The organism is Lysinibacillus sp. NPDC086135 (assembly GCF_044746345.1).
In the GTDB taxonomy this organism is placed as follows: domain Bacteria; phylum Bacillota; class Bacilli; order Bacillales_A; family Planococcaceae; genus Lysinibacillus.
Genome location: NZ_JBIVCA010000014.1, coordinates 132,531 through 149,435, shown reverse-complemented (window position 1 = coordinate 149,435; position 16,905 = coordinate 132,531). Strand labels below are relative to the sequence as shown.

17 protein-coding genes are annotated in these 16,905 nt (G+C 34.8%); 8 read left to right on the top strand and 9 right to left on the bottom strand.

The window, feature by feature from the left end; translation table 11 throughout:
• Positions 1-101: 101 nt before the first annotated feature.
• The 4 genes from ACIPKN_RS18225 to ACIPKN_RS18210 all read left to right on the top strand — a co-directional run bounded on the left by ACIPKN_RS18225 (position 102) and on the right by ACIPKN_RS18210 (position 3,305).
• Positions 102-575, top strand: a complete 474-nt coding sequence (locus ACIPKN_RS18225) for a GNAT family N-acetyltransferase (protein ID WP_323657658.1) — start codon at positions 102-104, stop codon at positions 573-575.
• A 193-nt stretch (positions 576-768) separates the two neighbouring features.
• Entirely contained in the window at positions 769-1,131 is a 363-nt protein-coding gene (locus tag ACIPKN_RS18220) for a hypothetical protein (RefSeq protein ID WP_400938663.1), read from the top strand.
• Positions 1,132-1,362: 231 nt separating this feature from the next.
• Positions 1,363-2,040, top strand: coding sequence for a DUF3885 domain-containing protein (locus ACIPKN_RS18215; protein WP_400938660.1), 678 nt, complete (start codon positions 1,363-1,365; stop codon positions 2,038-2,040).
• Between the two features lie 692 nt (positions 2,041-2,732).
• Positions 2,733-3,305, top strand: coding sequence for a DUF3885 domain-containing protein (locus tag ACIPKN_RS18210; RefSeq protein ID WP_400938658.1), 573 nt, complete (start codon positions 2,733-2,735; stop codon positions 3,303-3,305).
• Between the two features lie 202 nt (positions 3,306-3,507).
• Here the strand turns inward: ACIPKN_RS18210 and ACIPKN_RS18205 are convergent, their stop codons facing one another.
• Together ACIPKN_RS18205 and ACIPKN_RS18200 are read right to left on the bottom strand one after the other, a co-directional pair.
• Complete coding sequence (locus ACIPKN_RS18205; protein ID WP_400938656.1) at positions 3,508-3,951, bottom strand: hypothetical protein; 444 nt, start codon at positions 3,949-3,951, stop codon at positions 3,508-3,510.
• Between the two features lie 331 nt (positions 3,952-4,282).
• On the bottom strand, positions 4,283-4,885 hold the full coding sequence (locus ACIPKN_RS18200; RefSeq protein WP_323657699.1) for a LysE/ArgO family amino acid transporter: 603 nt from the start codon (positions 4,883-4,885) through the stop codon (positions 4,283-4,285).
• Positions 4,886-4,992: 107 nt separating this feature from the next.
• Between ACIPKN_RS18200 and ACIPKN_RS18195 the strand changes: the two genes are divergently transcribed.
• On the top strand, positions 4,993-6,420 hold the full coding sequence (locus ACIPKN_RS18195; protein WP_400938652.1) for an aminotransferase-like domain-containing protein: 1,428 nt from the start codon (positions 4,993-4,995) through the stop codon (positions 6,418-6,420).
• 304 nt (positions 6,421-6,724) lie between these two features.
• Here the strand turns inward: ACIPKN_RS18195 and ACIPKN_RS18190 are convergent, their stop codons facing one another.
• The 4 genes from ACIPKN_RS18190 to ACIPKN_RS18175 form a co-directional block, all read right to left on the bottom strand.
• Complete coding sequence (locus ACIPKN_RS18190; protein WP_400938650.1) at positions 6,725-7,141, bottom strand: YjdF family protein; 417 nt, start codon at positions 7,139-7,141, stop codon at positions 6,725-6,727.
• A 343-nt stretch (positions 7,142-7,484) separates the two neighbouring features.
• Positions 7,485-7,769, bottom strand: coding sequence for a CPBP family intramembrane glutamic endopeptidase (locus tag ACIPKN_RS18185; RefSeq protein ID WP_400938677.1), 285 nt, complete (start codon positions 7,767-7,769; stop codon positions 7,485-7,487).
• Between the two features lie 791 nt (positions 7,770-8,560).
• Positions 8,561-8,752 (bottom strand): hypothetical protein, encoded by a 192-nt coding sequence (locus ACIPKN_RS18180; RefSeq protein WP_400938647.1) that lies wholly within the window; start codon positions 8,750-8,752, stop codon positions 8,561-8,563.
• A 601-nt stretch (positions 8,753-9,353) separates the two neighbouring features.
• Positions 9,354-9,554 carry a hypothetical protein gene (locus ACIPKN_RS18175; protein WP_400938645.1) on the bottom strand — a complete coding sequence of 67 codons (201 nt, stop codon included), beginning with the start codon at positions 9,552-9,554 and terminating at the stop codon, positions 9,354-9,356.
• Positions 9,555-10,172: 618 nt separating this feature from the next.
• On the opposite strand from ACIPKN_RS18175, the gene ACIPKN_RS18170 reads away from it, so the two are divergent.
• Both ACIPKN_RS18170 and ACIPKN_RS18165 read left to right on the top strand, forming a co-directional pair.
• Positions 10,173-10,763, top strand: a complete 591-nt coding sequence (locus ACIPKN_RS18170) for an O-methyltransferase (protein WP_400938642.1) — start codon at positions 10,173-10,175, stop codon at positions 10,761-10,763.
• 67 nt (positions 10,764-10,830) lie between these two features.
• Complete coding sequence (locus ACIPKN_RS18165; protein WP_400938675.1) at positions 10,831-11,976, top strand: oxalate decarboxylase family bicupin; 1,146 nt, start codon at positions 10,831-10,833, stop codon at positions 11,974-11,976.
• An 84-nt stretch (positions 11,977-12,060) separates the two neighbouring features.
• On the opposite strand, the gene ACIPKN_RS18160 is transcribed toward ACIPKN_RS18165, so the two are convergent.
• Complete coding sequence (locus ACIPKN_RS18160) at positions 12,061-13,212, bottom strand: MFS transporter (RefSeq protein WP_400938640.1); 1,152 nt, start codon at positions 13,210-13,212, stop codon at positions 12,061-12,063.
• A gap of 99 nt (positions 13,213-13,311) precedes the next feature.
• Here ACIPKN_RS18160 and yeiL point away from each other — a divergent pair, with 99 nt between their 5' ends.
• Positions 13,312-13,974, top strand: a complete 663-nt coding sequence (gene yeiL / locus ACIPKN_RS18155; protein ID WP_400938638.1) for a transcriptional regulator YeiL — start codon at positions 13,312-13,314, stop codon at positions 13,972-13,974.
• Positions 13,975-14,766: 792 nt separating this feature from the next.
• Here yeiL and ACIPKN_RS18150 read toward each other — a convergent pair.
• Both ACIPKN_RS18150 and ACIPKN_RS18145 read right to left on the bottom strand, forming a co-directional pair.
• Positions 14,767-16,434, bottom strand: coding sequence for a methyl-accepting chemotaxis protein (locus tag ACIPKN_RS18150; protein ID WP_400938635.1), 1,668 nt, complete (start codon positions 16,432-16,434; stop codon positions 14,767-14,769).
• Positions 16,435-16,450: 16 nt separating this feature from the next.
• A complete protein-coding gene (locus ACIPKN_RS18145; RefSeq protein WP_400938632.1) occupies positions 16,451-16,621 on the bottom strand; it encodes a hypothetical protein in 171 nt (56 codons plus the stop codon).
• Positions 16,622-16,905 lie beyond the last annotated feature (284 nt).

Genomic DNA, 16,905 nt, shown 5'->3' with positions numbered 1-16,905 from the left:
GACTATCTCCTATAGGAAACCCAACAGATCCCCAGTTGTCCGGATCAACTGGAAATTATATCGGATAGAGCTCTTACTACTAATATACGAGGGGGATTAAAATGGAAATTCGTTCAGTTACAGGTTCAGACTACTATGTAATTTCACCGCTAATCAATGATTGGTGGGGTGGCAGGAATATGTCGGATATGTTACCAAAACTATTCTTCGACCATTTTACACAAACAAGTTTCATTGCAGAAAAGGATGGTAAACTTGTAGGCTTTCTAATAGGATTCCTTTCTCAAACTCATTCAAATGAGGCGTATATTCATTTTGTTGGAGTTCATCCTGAGTACAGAAAGCATCATATTGGACAACAATTATACAATAAATTTTTTTATGCTGTAAAACAAAATAATCGAAGTATTGTTCGATGTGTAACGTCACCTGTCAACAAAGTTTCGATTGCCTATCATACCAAGATGGGTTTTGAAATTGAAAATGGAGATAGAATTGTTGATGGTCTATCAGTAAATACTGAATATGACGGACCAAATCAAGACAGAGTTTTATTTGTAAAAAAATTAGATTAAATGCTAGTTTCATATAGTTGCCCTTTTTTCTTTATTGAACTAACTTAAGCAAGTTAGTTCAATAAAGAAAAAATGTATATAAAATAGCACTTTAGGGCGAAAGCTAGTAGAATGGGAAATTAGAGATTAGTTTAATAAAATACAGAAAACTCCAGTTATTATTGTGAGAAAAAGTAAGCAGAGAAGGTGTACTATGAACACGAATGATTGGAAAATAAGATTAGCGTTTCTCTTACAAAAGCAAAAAGAGAAAGAAAGAAATGATGAATTGCAGATGCAATTAGGTTGGATGTTGGAGCCGTTTTCGACTAAAGAAAGTATTATGCTGATAGATATTGAGGAAAAGGCGAAAATGAAAACTGAATTTATTACGAGCATCCCAATAAATGAATGGGTAAGTCTAGACTTAGAGAAAATGAATAACAAATTCGTGATACATAATGTTAATAGCGATAAGGTTGCATCGTTTTTAAAAGGTGAAGAACTTTACACCGAGAATTCAGTTTATCTTTTCTTACAAGACGACTTACCACCTTTCAGTACATTACCTTGTTAAGATGCCACTTTCCAAGGTTATTGAAAATATTATTCATTTAGCAGCAGAAGATTCCTATCAACAGTATGTATTTTGCCAATCACCTAAATTTGTAATAGAGTTCGTTGAACCTGACTTAATAACTATTGCTTGGTAACAAGGGGTTCTTGATGGATACGTTTCACTAACGGCGCAGGTTAGAGTAATTATAATAATGATAGTAATATAAAATCACTAGAAAGAATGGAGTGAATGACGATAGATGTAGGTCAATATTTACATAATGCTTTTCCAGGGCTTACTTTGGCACCTAGTCTTTATCATCAATGGAGTATAGGAATTCACTTTGAATTAGGAACGGGGATTTATCAGCTTAAAGATGATGGTAGTCTGAATCACGAAATGTTTGACTGCGTATACAGTCAAGCATTGTCTATTTTCAACGAACTTTTTTCTGATTTGGATGAAATTTTTCTGGTTACGAATGTTTATCAGCACAGGTCTAATAAAATTAAGAAAAATCGAATAAAGGTTTATGATCGCTATGTAAAAAATAAAAAATTAAAATGCCATTTAACACAAGAAACTTTACCGTATGTATTTGATGCTGAAGAAGTTGACGATTATTATACTTGTCGATTTTCCCTAAAGTGCCGCAAACAAGATTTTAAATTCCCATTGCTTATTAAAGCAGCGTGTAATGAGGATTTCCCCTTAAAACCTAGGTTTGATAAAAAATGGGGGTCAGGTACAAACTATCCAGATGTGTTTTTTATAAATATGACTAAAAATGTGATCTTTTTTATTTATGATGATAGAGGATGCGAGGTCATCGCAACTAATAAAGAAACCATATACCCTTTATATAAAAAATACGGCGATTGGATTGATGAATACTCACGAGAAGAAATTATTAAACGTTTTAAATAAGAGTGTCATTATGTAATTTTCAACTTCTATAATCACTTGTTCTGGCAAAAGTGGTACATACGTACTAACAGAGGCATTTATTAAGATCATTGAGTTGCATATGCAGCTCTTTTTTATTGAACTAACGAAGCGCAATTTAGTTGAATAAGGAAAAAATTACATATATTAAATTCAGCCATACATTGTTAGCATTTGATAGGTCAAGTATTCTATGGAAAGAAATTAGAGCGGAAGCGTTTCTCCAACAAGTGGAGACTTTCTTTACTAAACCATTGAATTAAAATATAGCTTCTACAAGGGTTGAAGTGTTTGATGAAACTTCAATTGAGAAACACGAGGTGAAAAGTAATGTATCAATTCCAACACGAGAGACAAAGAAAAGATATTTAAGGTATATGTCATTTTATTTATTATATCTGTATTGATAAATGTAGTTTCATTCTTTGTAGAAGGTAGTATCCTTCGTGGAATAATCAGTCTTTTATTTTTTTCTATTGTTCTACACTATGCTTTACGACAGAATGTTTGGGCGGGGTTATTCGTAAAATATATAGTATGGATACATATAGTTTTATTGTTTCTTATATTTCTCAATATGTTAATTTTAGTTTGTACCTTATTCAACTAGTTCAATAAGCGGTTGGTAACGTTACTTGGTATAATAGAAAGAATTTATATAAGGGATAACTCCAATGAAGGAAAATATAATGAAGTATATAGAAAGCCATTTTCCTAACCTAACAAGTGAATTGCATCTAAGGTTTGAACTTGGCGAGCCCTATGAAAATGGAACGGAAGATAGATTAAATCAAGTTGTAAAAAGAGTTACAACATTGTTTGAAGAAGTGTTCAAGCCCGATGATTCTATTTATATGTATATAAAAGATTGGGAAGTTACAGAGGATATTATGTTTGGAAATACTACTCCAGAATATCTGTATAGTTTATTAATTGATCAAAATATAGAAGAGGAAACGTTATTGGAGATAGAGAAGGATTATGATGAGGTAACGTCTCAAACAATAGAAGTTAAGAATGAATACAAAGTGAAATTTGTATACGCACAATTAAAGTCTGTACCCTACCAGGAAATACTTAAGGGTATAGGAAATTATGAACAAGGAAGAGAACCTTCTATTGGACAATCTGTGTACTTTATTAGTACTGATAAGAATTTAATATTTCATATGTATGACGATAGAGGTTGTTTAATACATTCTAAAGATGTGAAGAAATTGATTGTTGCCTTTGTATCATACATATAATAATTGGCTAGTTGACTATTGGCGTGATTACTTTGATAGCATTTTCAAGATGGCATAATCTTTTTTATTCGACAAACGGAGTTCGATTGTCCAACACGCAGAAAACTTATTATAGGGAAGCATTTTCTTTAGTAAAAAAGCACTTTCAATTATGTGCTTCCCTAAGTATAAGAAAAATAAAGGGTTATGAATCCTACAAAATTTACGAAATGAAAAATCCTACTATATAATGACTAACAAAAATTGCAACATAGATTAAAGTAATATAAGGTTGATAATCAATATAAAATTCTTTATGTGTTAACCTAAATTTATGGGGAATTAAAACCCAACTAATATAATCAATTATTATAGAAAGTATTGTCCATTGGATAACCGTATTAAGCATAAATTCTTTTACATTATCCGTATCAATCCCTTTGCTATATAGCCATAGAAAAATTGGAAATATTAAAACATTGTAAAGAACCTGGTAGGGTCTAGATTTAACATAAACTGGTGATTTTAAAAAAGTTGTTCCTGCCTGCTTCGCATTTTGTACACCGTAAAATTTATTGGAGATTAACATATGTATAAAAACTACTAACGTTGCGACTGTATAAGCAAGTAACATCCATATAAAAGACATACCTAAATTATTAAACAATTAACTTCACCTCGTAATCTAACAAATTATAATTATACTTTTTTTACATATTATCCAATGTAATTAAGTAAATGTAAATAAATATTCCGGAAAATAGCCACTATTACTTCGATACTTTAAAACTGCTCTGCTCCGTTAGTTAAATTTACAGATACTATAAATATACCCCTATATCTTTAAACAAAAATAAAGCTGAACTACTATCGAAATTAGTTCAGCTTAAAAATTGCATTTGTTGCACATTGTATTTAGGATCGGGAAATATAAGAGCCTTACTCAACTCTTGGCTTTTCATAAAAAACAGTATCCTGAGCGTTTTTTATGACATAGATTACAGTAAACCACTAACAAGGTAGAGAGCGGTTCCCCAAATAAAAATCGCTGAGCATTTATTAAAAATATTCATAAGCTTACCAGAGCTATCCAGTTTTTTTAAGGATGCTCCAGCAATGATAAGACCGAAAAACCATAACCAAGAAATCAAAACACATGCTGCAGTGAACAACATTTGCTCCGTCCCACTATATTTTAAAGCACTCGTTCCGATAACACCTATTGTATCTAAAATAGCATGTGGATTTAAGAGAGAGACCGAAACTGCAAATAAAATTTGTTTTTTTACAGGAAGTGCTTCGTTATTATCGGTAGATGCAGGATTTGAGCGCCAAATTGTATAGCCCATATAGAGTAAGAAAAGTATCCCTACACTCATCAAGGTGATACGTAACCACTCAAATTGCAACACAATTATAGATAAACCAAATACCGCAAGTAGTATTAGAAGCGTATCACAAATTGAGGCAGTGATGCTGGCGGGTAAGGCACGAACTAGATGGGGCTGTGTTGCACCTTGGGAAAAGACAAAGACATTTTGTACGCCAAGGGGCAAAATAAGTCCAAATGCTAAAATCATTCCATGTAGAAATGCTTCCACTGAAATACCTCCTTTCACTAAACATTGTAGATATGTTATAACTAAAAGAAAACGACCAATTGGATGGTTTTTAAGCCATCCAATTTCGAAAGTTTGAGGTGATACGGATGAGCTGGCAACCAAATAGAGAGGGAAAAATGACATTACAGCAGCAAATTATTCAGTGGATTACTGAACATATTGAACGGGGGGATTGGGTGGCAGGAACAAAGCTACCGACACAAAGACAGCTAGCGATGCAGTTTGGGATAAACCGTAGTACTGTTCAACAGGCGTTAGAGGAGTTAAAAGCGGTAGGAATATTGGAATCGAAAGTAGGTTCAGGTATTTATGTGGCACAAAATTCCTGGGATTCATTAATTGTACAAACACAACCAAATTGGCAAAAGTACATAGACACAAGTCTCCATAAGCCCAATTATCTTACCATTCAATTAATCAATGAATATGAGCAGCGCGATGATATCATTCGATTGGGCACTGGCGAGCTAGCACCTAGTTTATTGCCCACCACTGAAATTGAAGCTTCTTTGAAAGAGCTCTCTTTGCAGCCGAAAGCTTTAGGCTATTCATCACCACAAGGTAGCGATAAACTTCGAGAAGCAATTTGCGAATACGTGAAAAAAAGAGGGATCCATGCAAAGCCGCAAAATGTTTGTATTGTATCTGGTGCACTTCAAGCATTGCAGTTAATTGCTGTAGGACTACTTGAACAGGGTTCTATCGTATTCCAGGAACAGACGTCTTATTTAAATTCAGTCCATCCTTTCCAGTCTGTAGGTATGCAAATGCTGTCTATCGATCGTGATGAACAGCTCGCACAAACGTTAGCCCAAAAGAAAAGAAAAAGGCAGGCGGTATTTTATGCTGTTCCCACTTTAAACAATCCGACTGGTGAGGTATGGACGTCGTTTGAAAAAAGGCAACTATATCAAGCGTGTAAAGCATCTCGTATTCCTATTATTGAGGATGACGTCTATCATGAATTGCTCTTTGAAGCCACAGCGCCTCCAATTAAATCAATGGATGAAAGCGGGCAAGTCCTTTATATTGGCAGTGTTTCGAAAACATTAAGCCCCGGACTTCGTATTGGCTGGTTAATAGGTCCAACTACAGTAATTGAGCGATTAGCAGATATAAAAATGCAAACAGATTACGGATCAAGCGCCATCTCACAGGAAATTGTGCTGCATTGGTTGCAATCAGGGAAGTATGAAAAGCATATTAAGAGTTTGCGGAAAGAATTAATACGGAGGGTCAATTTTGTTGAGGGTATATTACAAGAAAAATTTGAGGACATTGCTAGTTGGGATAAGCCGAAAGGTGGCTTTTATATTTGGCTAAAGTTTCATGAGCCAATCGTTGATAAAGAGTTATTCACCAAGCTATTGCATCGACAAGTTCTCATTAATCCTGGCTATATTTACGATCCGCAAGATACTCAGCATATTCGATTATCATATGCCTATGGAACAGAAGTAGAGCTGGAAAAAGGCTTAAATATCCTTTTTGAAATTGCAAGCAAGAAAAAATAAAGTTTTAGGTAGATTCTAAAAGAAGCCCGCTTTTCGAATTTCCTGCGACAAAAACCACACTCATAATAACTAGAAAGGTAAAGCTTGAACTCGAATAGTAAGATCAATAAATGCTTACGGGTATGAAAGATAAATGCTATTTATAAGAGAGTGATTCATGGCATGCGGAAGACAAATTTGACAAAATTAACTTCCCCTGAAAGAAGTCCCCGATTTTTAAAGAAAAAGGTGGGAGAATATTAAAAGTTTAGCAAATCCCTAATAAAAAAACTGACAACATTAGTTGTCAGTAAAAAGAATGATATTACCTACCTTTATGTTTATTTTTAGACTTTTGAACTTTGATCTTTCGAATATATTCTTTGCGTTCTTCTTTAAGTCGTTTACTGGTAATAGATTTTTCTTTTTTTCTAAGTGCCAATTCTGCTTTTATCGCTTCTTCGGCCTTAGAGGTGATACTTGGATTCCTTAGTTCTTTTGCAACTTTTCTTTGAAGCCTTTTAGGGTTGATTTTCTTCATTTTAATTTGTTGGATAGGTATTCCATCATGTTTATCATTATTTTTGATAAAATCCAACAAATTTTTATTTACAAAATCAAAGACTTCTTGATCTTTAGGTTCATTCCCAAAAGTATACTTGTATGCTTTGTATTTGTTTTCGGAAATGGTTTCAATTAGCCCTATATAAAATTGGCCATCATAAAAAATGGTTAGTTTCATAGTAGGTCCCTCCTCATATTAAAATCGAATGATGGACATCCCGAGGAGGGGAAGGTTACTGACATCATATTAATGATGCATCCGGACTACCAACCGAATCGTGTTTTTTCATTCAAATAGTATTATAAACGATTTGTTATTATTTGTAATGGAAAATTTATGATTCCGCTATAAATTATCAATTGATCTTGGTGGCTCTTTTCAGGCGTAACCTTTTGAGAAGAGAATAATTAATTCAAGTGAAGAGTTTGGCATGATTCAATTGTTGATAGGAATTAATTTATCAAGCTATTGCGTCGACAAGTCTATTCAATCTCGTGTATATCTTAATGTTTAACTTTTATTAAAATTGTATTTGAATAATAGTGTCATACCGATATTCATTAAAAAAATGTACAAGAAAAGGTACTAAGATATTGTTTGTTTGACAATAAATCCATCCGAAAATTGTACTTGGAACGGTTATATTTATTAACATTATAGGTTTTTTGAAGTATTGTGTATGCATCCCTATGAACAATAAAGTTGTAATGATAATTGCAGTGCATTGGTGTTCTAGAAATACAAGAAGTAAATTTTGAATAATTCCCCTAAACAAAAATTCTTCAAATAACGCGCCTATAAACATAAAGGCACCAATACTTAACAACGAATAGTCTTGATAGATTTGGTTAGTTTCGTCTATGTATTTCGATGGAATAAACAATGTTAAAATTACTCCAAACAAAAGTAGACCAAGTGAAGCGAGAACTACGCTTATTACCATGGTGAATGGCTGATTGAATGATAGGAAATCACGTATTGCGAATACATCATAAACTATTAAAGCGAAAATGATTGCTACACAAACGAATGTAAAAGAAGAGTATACAAAAATAGCGTCTTTCGGGCTAAAATCCTTCATAATTTTTTTTTGATTTGTTTTTCTCCATATCTTCCCATCTTTCCTGATGCTTAAAGAATAAAGAGATATTTTACCATAATATTTTTGCGAAAAATGCAATTGCAACTACTTTTCCGACAAATCGTTTTTTTTTGAGAAAAAATCGAGGTTAGTAAAGGAAATCATGTAATCATTTATATTCATATATTCTAGAATTAGTGAAGTGAGCGTGCTTGGGGTAAATTACACAAGGGGAAATATTTTATGTTTGAACTTGTTTTTTGGAGGATATATTCAAAAATATGCTAAATTACTTTAGTGAAATATATACTTATTATGTATTAATGGTTTAGCGTAGTTTCTTTATAATGAGTTTTTATTGTGCCTTTTAGAATTATTTCCAATTGCTATTATGAAAATCGCTACAACAAAAACACACTGTCCTATATGTGTAGCGGAAGACCTCTTTTCTAGGGTTGGTTATGGTGAATTAATTCTCCCAATAAAAGGTCTTCCTTTTTTGTCGTTTTATCCATTTACACTCTCTTTTTTAATTGTCTATTAATGCTCACTAATAAGCTCATAATAATAGAAAGTAAAGTAACTATTATTAGCCCAATAGACATTAGTATACCATCAATATAGTCAAGGAATCCTGTTGCGCCTAAAGCAAAAAAGCTGACGACACTTAAAAATAAAGTAAGGAAAAAAACTTGGAAATAATGCATGTTATCCACCTCCTATTTTTTAGATATGGAACGGATTTTCTTTAACTTCTTTCAGCAAATGTTTTTTGTAGAAAAGGCGAAGCGTCAGCTACAGAAGTCTACCACTCCTATAGGTGGTGAGATAAATGCGGGTTTATACGTGTGTTCAAACAGAGGAACCCAGTCTAAGAACGCCACGTCATGTGGCAACGACTGAGTGACCAATATCGGTGCTGTTGCTGACGCTGCGCTTTCGCACAGGCAAAAAACATGTTGCTGACGCTGCGTTAGCACTACGCTTTCGCGCAAAAAACATTTATATGCCTAAGCACAAAGCCATTCCGGACGTAATTATGCCGAGGCATAATTGATTTTATTGTTATTTTTATATTAGCAAAATTCATGTATTCCCAAATTGGTAAAGAAAAAGGTTATTAGATTCTTGCTCTGATGTGGCTGAAAGGTTGATTTCAGTACTTTTGAGCTAGAACAGTTCCTATAGTGCTTGAGTAGTTCATTTCTAAATGATTAATTTTTAATCCAAGTAAGTAATCTTACAAGAGGAAAGAAACTAATAAAGAGTCACTCGGCTGGAAGTGACCCAAAGTTTAACTATAAGAGACTATTTAAACTTCTCAACTTTCTTAACTTTCATTGAAGCTACTTCTCCGCAATTCGTACAAATAGTCAAAATTAGTGGCGAACTCGAAAAATGGACCATATCGAGCTTAATGGGTTTTACATTTGCCATAGATCCGCCTAATTCACCTTGTGCGAAGGAATCACTACCACAAGCCTTACAAACTAAAGTATTATTTTCCATGTTAGCACCTCGTTATGTAATATATGTAAATTTTATCATGGAAATAGCCGCCGTGCCACCATACGCTACAGCAACTAAATGAACAATATGAGTATTTAATTAAAAAAAGAGCGATTAAAACTGCGCTCTAAAATTTAATTTATTCATTTGGTCTACTAACTTTTAATTTGTTACTATACCACTGACAGTAGGATAGATATTGCATTCATCGGTACAACTCCCCATTTTTATCTTTTTATACTATGAAAAGCCGCAGCGTTCGAAGGCTTTTGCGGACCTCAAATAATACTTGATTTATCTGGGAAATTAAAATAATGGTGTGATAGCAAACTGCAAAGACGTTTGGGGCGATGCATAATGTAAGCTATCCTGAAGTAAATATATGTAAAATTATTTGATAACATTCCAACTGTAAATATGGTTAAAAAGGGATAATAAAATAAGATGGGTTAAGCATTTTAGGTAAAACCGTTATATATAAGTAGCGATTACTCTGAAAAAGAAATAAATTTATGAAAAACTGCATCGCACCTCTATTTAAGGAAGCGATGTTTTACAAAGGGATTTTAAGGGGAAAAGCGAATATATAGTTTAAAATCGTAAAGGTGATTGGTCATTATGTTATCGAAATATCGCTCCAATACATATATTCCGGAAATGGTGAAGGCATGTAAAATGTTAGGCCAAAGACATGATTTCGAGTATTCTTGCTCAGATGAGGCAGGAAGATTGTTGTCAGTGCTTGTTAGTCAAATTACACATGGGACAATCCTTGAAGTCGGGACTGGCTTTGGGGTAGGCAGTGCTTGGATACTTTCTACCATTGCACCAAATGTTCAGTTTGTCTCAGTTGATCATGCAAAGGAAAAAATCGATGCTACTGCTCAAACACTTCATCATCAGCAGGCAGAATTTTTAGTAGGTGACTGGAAAGAAGTGATAGCGAAGGGTCCTTTTCAATTTATTTTTGCTGATGCAGCTGCTGCCAAAACGATTGAAGGCGTACAACTATTGGAGGCAATAGCAGTTGGGGGTATGTTAGTGATGGACGATTTTACACCAGAAGAACATTTTCCAGAAGAATGGAGAGGGAAACCTGATAAGGTTAGGGACTTTTGGTTAAATCATAATGAATTAAGAGCTACAGAAATCTATTTGACACCAACATCCTCTGCTATCCTCGCAACTAAACTGAAAGGGAAAGAATAATCCGAGTAAAGAATCCATACATATTTACATAACGATTTCTTTATGAAGAGGTGAATCATTGGAGAACATGCCAGAGGGCTATTCTTATGTTCCGCAGCCTATTCGGAAAGATGGGGCGGGGTGGGTTGATAAAGGGCCGAGAGATTTTATGAGAGATCTGGAAAATCCTAATATGCTTGTCCCTCCAAAAACAGATGCTGGACTTGTACCAAATTTAAAATTCTCTTTTTCTGATACGCATATGGTTTTAAAACATGGCGGTTGGTCTCGAGAAATTACTGTTCGTGATTTGCCAATCGCCACTACATTGGCAGGTGTTAATATGAGTTTGACACCAGGTGGAGTACGGGAACTGCATTGGCATCAACAAGCAGAATGGTCGTATATGCTTCTTGGTCATGCACGCATTACAGCAGTCGATCAAAATGGGCGTAATTTCATTGCTGATGTAGGACCGGGAGATTTATGGTATTTCCCACCTGGAATTCCACATTCCATACAGGGTCTTGATGATGGCTGTGAATTTTTACTGGTGTTTGATGATGGACATTTTTCAGATCTTAGTACATTTTCAATATCTGATTGGTTTGCTCATACTCCTAAAGATGTGCTGTCCTCTAACTTTGGCGTTCCTTTGAGTGCTTTTAAACATATCCCGAAAGAACAGGTCTATATTTATCAAGCTAAGGTTCCAGGACCTCTAGACTCACAAAAAGTACAATCCCCATACGGTACAGTCCCTCAAACCTTCAAGCATCGCCTGCTTGCCCAAACTCCTATTAAAACTCCTGGTGGTAGCGTTAGAATTGTGGATTCAACAAACTTTCCTATTTCAAAAAATATCGCCGCAGCGCTTGTCGAGATTAAGCCTGGTGCAATGAGAGAGCTGCATTGGCACCCGAATAACGACGAATGGCAATATTACCTTCAAGGTCAAGGCCGTATGACAGTGTTTGCTGCAAATGGTATGGCTCGAACATTCGATTATCGTGCAGGAGATGTAGGGTACGTGCCGTTTGCAAATGGTCACTACATTGAGAATACCGGCACAGAGACATTATGGTTTCTTGAAATGTTTAAAAGTGATAGATTTCAGGATGTTTCGTTAAATCAATGGATGGCTCTTACTCCATCTGAGCTAGTACAAAGCAATTTAAATATTGGTCCTGAACTTCTTAACGTATTGAGAAAGGAAAAGTGGCCAGTTGTATAGATAGCTTGGATTTTCTAATTATCCAATGTGAGCGTTTAGAAAAGCAGGTAGGAAAGATCAAAGAACTTTCCTACCTGCATTTTTTTAATAGTGATATTTATTTCTAGTAGCAAGCAGTATCCCGATTGCTGGAACGGTACAAATAAGCATTGCTGCAAATGACAGTCCAGGAGAGATTTCGTATAAATAGCCGCCTAAAAATGTAAGGATCGCTGTACTTAATCCCATTGCTAATGCAGAGTAAATGCCTTGTGCATTTGGAATTTGCTCCTTCGGCAATGTTTTTGTTAAATAGCCGATAAAAGCGAAATGTGCGAGAGCGAAAGAAAATGCATGCAATGTTTGAGAAGCGATAAATACCCAGACATTAGGGAATAGGTAAATAAGTAACCAACGTAGCGAAGAACTACTTGCTGCTAAAAGTAATAAAGATGATGAACACCATTTTTTAAATAATGTATCAGCCTTCATAAAGTATAAAATTTCGCAAATAACGGCGATGTTAATAATCATCCCCATATAGAATGGATCAACATGTAAATCCCCTAAATATAAATAGCCATAGCTGTAATAAGAAGCATGTGCGCCTTGCAACAGAATAACGACTAATAAAACAATAGGGAAGCCTTTAATAGACCATAATGTTTTCATCGACAATGATTTTGCCCGTTGTTCTTTCGTCGGTACAACGAGTAACTCTTTAGGTGTTGCCATTTGTTGCATCAGCAGCATACCGATCAGGCCGACCACCATACTCCAGAAGATAATGTCATTGCCAAATGCACCTGTCAGCATACTAATGATTAATACTGCAATGACAAAGCCAAGGGAACCATAGGAACGGCTTTTGCCATAGTGTACATTTCCATGCTGTACGAGCGTTGCCGCACTACTTTCAACGGCAGGTAGCAGTGCCGGATAGAAAACGCTAAATAAAAGGGTAACAATAAGAAGCGAGATAAAGCTCGTGCTTAGTATGTAAAGTAAAGTTGTGATTAGTGCACCTATTGCAAGAATACTAATGAGTCGTTTATTATGCACATATTTTGCAAGCGTCGGGAAGAAAAATAGATTTGATGTTGCTCGTGCTAAAAGACCACAGCCCATTACGACGCTAGCCTGTGAAACAGTAAGATGTTTGGCATCAACAAGCCAACCAGTCCAGTAAGGTAAGAAAATACCCCATGTAAAGAAAAATGCAAAGAAATTTTGAGAAAGCCATCGTTGATTGTTCATAAATTTTTTTGTACCTCCAATTTAACTATGTTGAATAATAGCACGTTCATCGTTACAATAATGTGAGATATCTCACATTTCGGAGGAGAGAGTAAAATAATGCATATACTGACAGCTGAAGAACGTTCTTATTATCTTGATAAATATCCAATAGATGATTTTTTTTCTTTTGAAATTGATCCATTTCTAGAAATATGTAAGTTTGACAAAGGGGAATGGATTTTTCAAGAAGGGTCATTTCCAGATACGCTATACTACATGATCGAAGGAAAGGCGAAGCTATACATGACACATAAAAATGGCAAGGTCTCGCTTATCGATTACTTGGAGGCACCACGTTTTATGGGGGAAATTGAGTTGCTTAATGAGGCAAGATATACGAAGGGGATTCAGACAGTAACCGAGACGATTTGTTTTTCGATTACACAGTCCTGCAAAGAAAAGTTACTCACGGATGTACTATTTTTGCGTAAACTTTGTGTGTTTTTAGGGGAAAAGGCGTTCAAAATGACGTCAAAATATACACAAAATCAAGCATTTCCACTTGAAAATCGATTGGCTGCATTTATTCAATTTTCGTCAGATCAAGGAGTTTATAAAGAAAAGCATACTGAAATCTGTGAATATTTAGGGGTTTCCTATCGACATTTATTATATGTACTTGCGCAATTTTGCGAAGAAAAAATTTTAGAGAAGATAAAGAATGGCTATCACATTATTAATGAAGAGCGTCTTGCCGAATTGGCACAGGAAATACAATAAAGAAAGGATACAGTTACGAAAGGTTATAAACAATAAATAAATGAACAGTCCAAGTTTATTTCATAGAATTGAGACTTCCACCCGTAAACGGCCAAGCTGGCTCCAGTGGGATTCTTGAATGATTTAACGTTCGCAGTCAATTTCTGTTTTAAACAGCCTTCAAGATTGGGGTATCCCATTACCCCTCCCTATCCAGTGTCTATAGAAGATAGCGCTACGCTACAATGACTATAGCGTATCGCTTTTTTGTCTGATTTGTTTTAGCGTCTTTGTCTTGACGACACATATAGTTTTACCAATCGCATGAATTAGGCGATGAACCTCATACTATATCTACTTTTCAATGAACGAGGATGTTTTAGAGACTTCTATACCAAAGAATGAGGTGCTTTTTGTATACCTAAAAATAGTGTCAAGAAACATAAATCCATTACAGTGTAACTTATAGCCATCTGTTTGGGGCTGGTTTATCTAGCTGCGAAGTTCGAGTAGTTTTAAAAAAAGGTAGTTGAATGTTCGATTTAATTTAGCTTTTAACTACTTGAATAAATTGCTACTTTGGCTTTAATAATCCCTTTAGTAAATAATCTTTTTCAATGATGTTAAAATATTAGGTCGTTAAGTATCTATCAAAAATCGCTGAATGTTACTTTAAAAGAGGAACGTTCAGCGATTTTTGATTTATGTATCATCTCGACAATCATTGAAGAACTTGTATTGAACGGATTACATTCATCTGTTGACGATAGGTACACTGTTTTAACTTTTACACTTAATATTGTCTTTTCATTTTCATACTTTGAACATATTCGTTTTTTCATGGAGGTCTTCAGCCATTTTAGAAATTGCCGAAGTAGATGCAGTAATTTCCTCCATAGAGGCTAACTGTTCTTCTGTTGCTGCTGAAATATTTTGTGTTCCTTCTGCAGAACTTTGGGCAATCCCACTGATTTGTTCCATGGATTTGGTCATTTGATTAGCTCCTACAACTATCTGTTGTACTGAAGATGATACTTCTTGAATTTGAACAGACACCTCATTAATGGCATGCTTAATCTTTTCAAAGGAACCACCTGCAATGTTTACATTGTTAATACCCGTTTCCACTTCATGCGTTGTATACTGCATAGAATCTACCGCTTTATTCGTTTCCGTTTGAATTCCTATAATTAACTCAGAAATTCTCTGTGCAGATATAGAGGATTCTTCGGCCAATTTTCTCACTTCTTCCGAAACGACAGCAAAGCCTTTTCCGTGTTCTCCTGCTCTTGCTGCTTCAATAGCTGCATTTAACGCCAGTAGATTGGTTTGTGCTGCAATACCAGTTATAACTTCAACAATTTGTCCAATCTCAGCTGAGCGTTCACCTAAACCTCTAATTACCTCACCTAGACTATCAATAGAAGTTTGAATCGAGTTCATTTGTTGAACAGCGGTATTTATAATATCATTTCCATCCACTGAAAGTTGTTCTGCTTGAATAGCAGCATCCGAAACATTAGTAGAATTTCTAGCTATTGTTTGGACATCTTGTACAATATGATCCACAACATCTGATGTTTCTATAGTCGTTCTAACTTGATCATCCGAACCACTTGCCACCTCTAACGTAACAGACGCAATGTGTTCACTTGCCTCACTTGTTTGTTCCGCACTTGCTGCAAGCTCAACTGAGAATGCAGCCAACTGTTCAGAAGATGTTTTTACCTGACCAATTAACTCTCGTAAATGAGCAATCATTTGGCTAAATGAAGACGTTAAGATACCTAGTTCATCCTTGGAATCATAGTCCACACTGAAATTCAGTTCCCCAGCTTCTGCTCGTTGAACAGCAAGTTTTAATTTTTCTATTGGGGAAATTAGATATTTTCGTACACCTATAAAACCTAACGCAACAAATAAAATTCCTAATACAATTGAAATGATAAGAGAGGTTGTAATTCCTTGACTTGCTTTTGCTTTACTTTCTTGATTCAAATTACTTGTATTTTTTTTATTTAATTCTGTCAGCTCTATTCCTTTTGACGTAATATCGTCAAGTATAGGCTTGGCACTTGAATTAAAGAGATTTGTTGCTTCTTCATTCTTATTAGCAACACTTAGTTGAAAGACTTGCTCCATGCTTTCTTTAAAACGTGGATATTGCTGAGTCAGTTCACTTATTATTTTTTTCTCATCTGGGTTCATATTGGCTGCTTTAAGAATTTCAAGATTCTTTTCATTTTCTTTAAAAGCAGTCGTTACTTCATCTTTAATTTGTGTCACAGTTGATTCATCAATAAAAAACATAGAACGATACATATTTGAAACAATAATCCAATTATTAAGTCTATAGTCAGACAGAACAATACTTGGTTCAAGACGATCTTTAAAAATATTATCTGTATTATTCTGTAAAGTTTTCATAGTCATATATCCATTCACTTGGATAATACCAATTGTTAAAATGGATATAAACATCAATAGGACCAACTTTTTAAATATGGACAGATTGCGTAGCATGGTTAAAACTCTCCTTTTTGAATTCAGTAATTTGATGAATGGTAGACAATGAATCGTTCCCTATTAAGGGTACGAGCAAACATGTTTTTAAATTACTACATGGCAACATGGAGGCTAACCATCTTGTTTGATCCTTTGTTTTCATTAAATTTATTCTCCTAGTCGTATACCTTTATTCTTATATACTTCCCTTACTTTTTATCTCCTCTCCTATAACACTAAAGTATTCTAATGATACTATTTACGATATATTTCGACATGCTTCGACGTTTTTTGAACAAAATATCGACAAACTAAAACAATTGAGGAAATAGTCCTGAATTACTACCGAATTATGGTGGGCTCGGTTCTATAAAATATTGATGGAATTAGCGAAAAAGTAGAGAGGACATCGATTTTTGGAAAGACTTCTCTCTTGGTGCGGTTTCG

What these genes read in the sequence shown, in the direction of transcription:
- ACIPKN_RS18165 (WP_400938675.1), top strand. Translation starts at nt 10,831, where the DNA reads ATGCCAGAGGGCTATTCTTATGTTCCGCAGCCTATTCGGAAAGATGGG.
- ACIPKN_RS18210 (WP_400938658.1), top strand. Translation starts at nt 2,733, where the DNA reads ATGAAGGAAAATATAATGAAGTATATAGAAAGCCATTTTCCTAACCTA.
- ACIPKN_RS18150 (WP_400938635.1), bottom strand. Translation starts at nt 16,434, where the DNA reads ATGTTTATATCCATTTTAACAATTGGTATTATCCAAGTGAATGGATAT.
- ACIPKN_RS18160 (WP_400938640.1), bottom strand. Translation starts at nt 13,212, where the DNA reads ATGAACAATCAACGATGGCTTTCTCAAAATTTCTTTGCATTTTTCTTT.
- ACIPKN_RS18185 (WP_400938677.1), bottom strand. Translation starts at nt 7,769, where the DNA reads ATGTTTATAGGCGCGTTATTTGAAGAATTTTTGTTTAGGGGAATTATT.
- ACIPKN_RS18195 (WP_400938652.1), top strand. Translation starts at nt 4,993, where the DNA reads ATGAGCTGGCAACCAAATAGAGAGGGAAAAATGACATTACAGCAGCAA.
- ACIPKN_RS18190 (WP_400938650.1), bottom strand. Translation starts at nt 7,141, where the DNA reads ATGAAACTAACCATTTTTTATGATGGCCAATTTTATATAGGGCTAATT.
- ACIPKN_RS18215 (WP_400938660.1), top strand. Translation starts at nt 1,363, where the DNA reads ATGACGATAGATGTAGGTCAATATTTACATAATGCTTTTCCAGGGCTT.
- ACIPKN_RS18220 (WP_400938663.1), top strand. Translation starts at nt 769, where the DNA reads ATGAACACGAATGATTGGAAAATAAGATTAGCGTTTCTCTTACAAAAG.
- ACIPKN_RS18180 (WP_400938647.1), bottom strand. Translation starts at nt 8,752, where the DNA reads ATGCATTATTTCCAAGTTTTTTTCCTTACTTTATTTTTAAGTGTCGTC.
- ACIPKN_RS18170 (WP_400938642.1), top strand. Translation starts at nt 10,173, where the DNA reads ATGTTATCGAAATATCGCTCCAATACATATATTCCGGAAATGGTGAAG.
- ACIPKN_RS18175 (WP_400938645.1), bottom strand. Translation starts at nt 9,554, where the DNA reads ATGGAAAATAATACTTTAGTTTGTAAGGCTTGTGGTAGTGATTCCTTC.
- yeiL (WP_400938638.1), top strand. Translation starts at nt 13,312, where the DNA reads ATGCATATACTGACAGCTGAAGAACGTTCTTATTATCTTGATAAATAT.
- ACIPKN_RS18145 (WP_400938632.1), bottom strand. Translation starts at nt 16,621, where the DNA reads ATGAAAACAAAGGATCAAACAAGATGGTTAGCCTCCATGTTGCCATGT.
- ACIPKN_RS18225 (WP_323657658.1), top strand. Translation starts at nt 102, where the DNA reads ATGGAAATTCGTTCAGTTACAGGTTCAGACTACTATGTAATTTCACCG.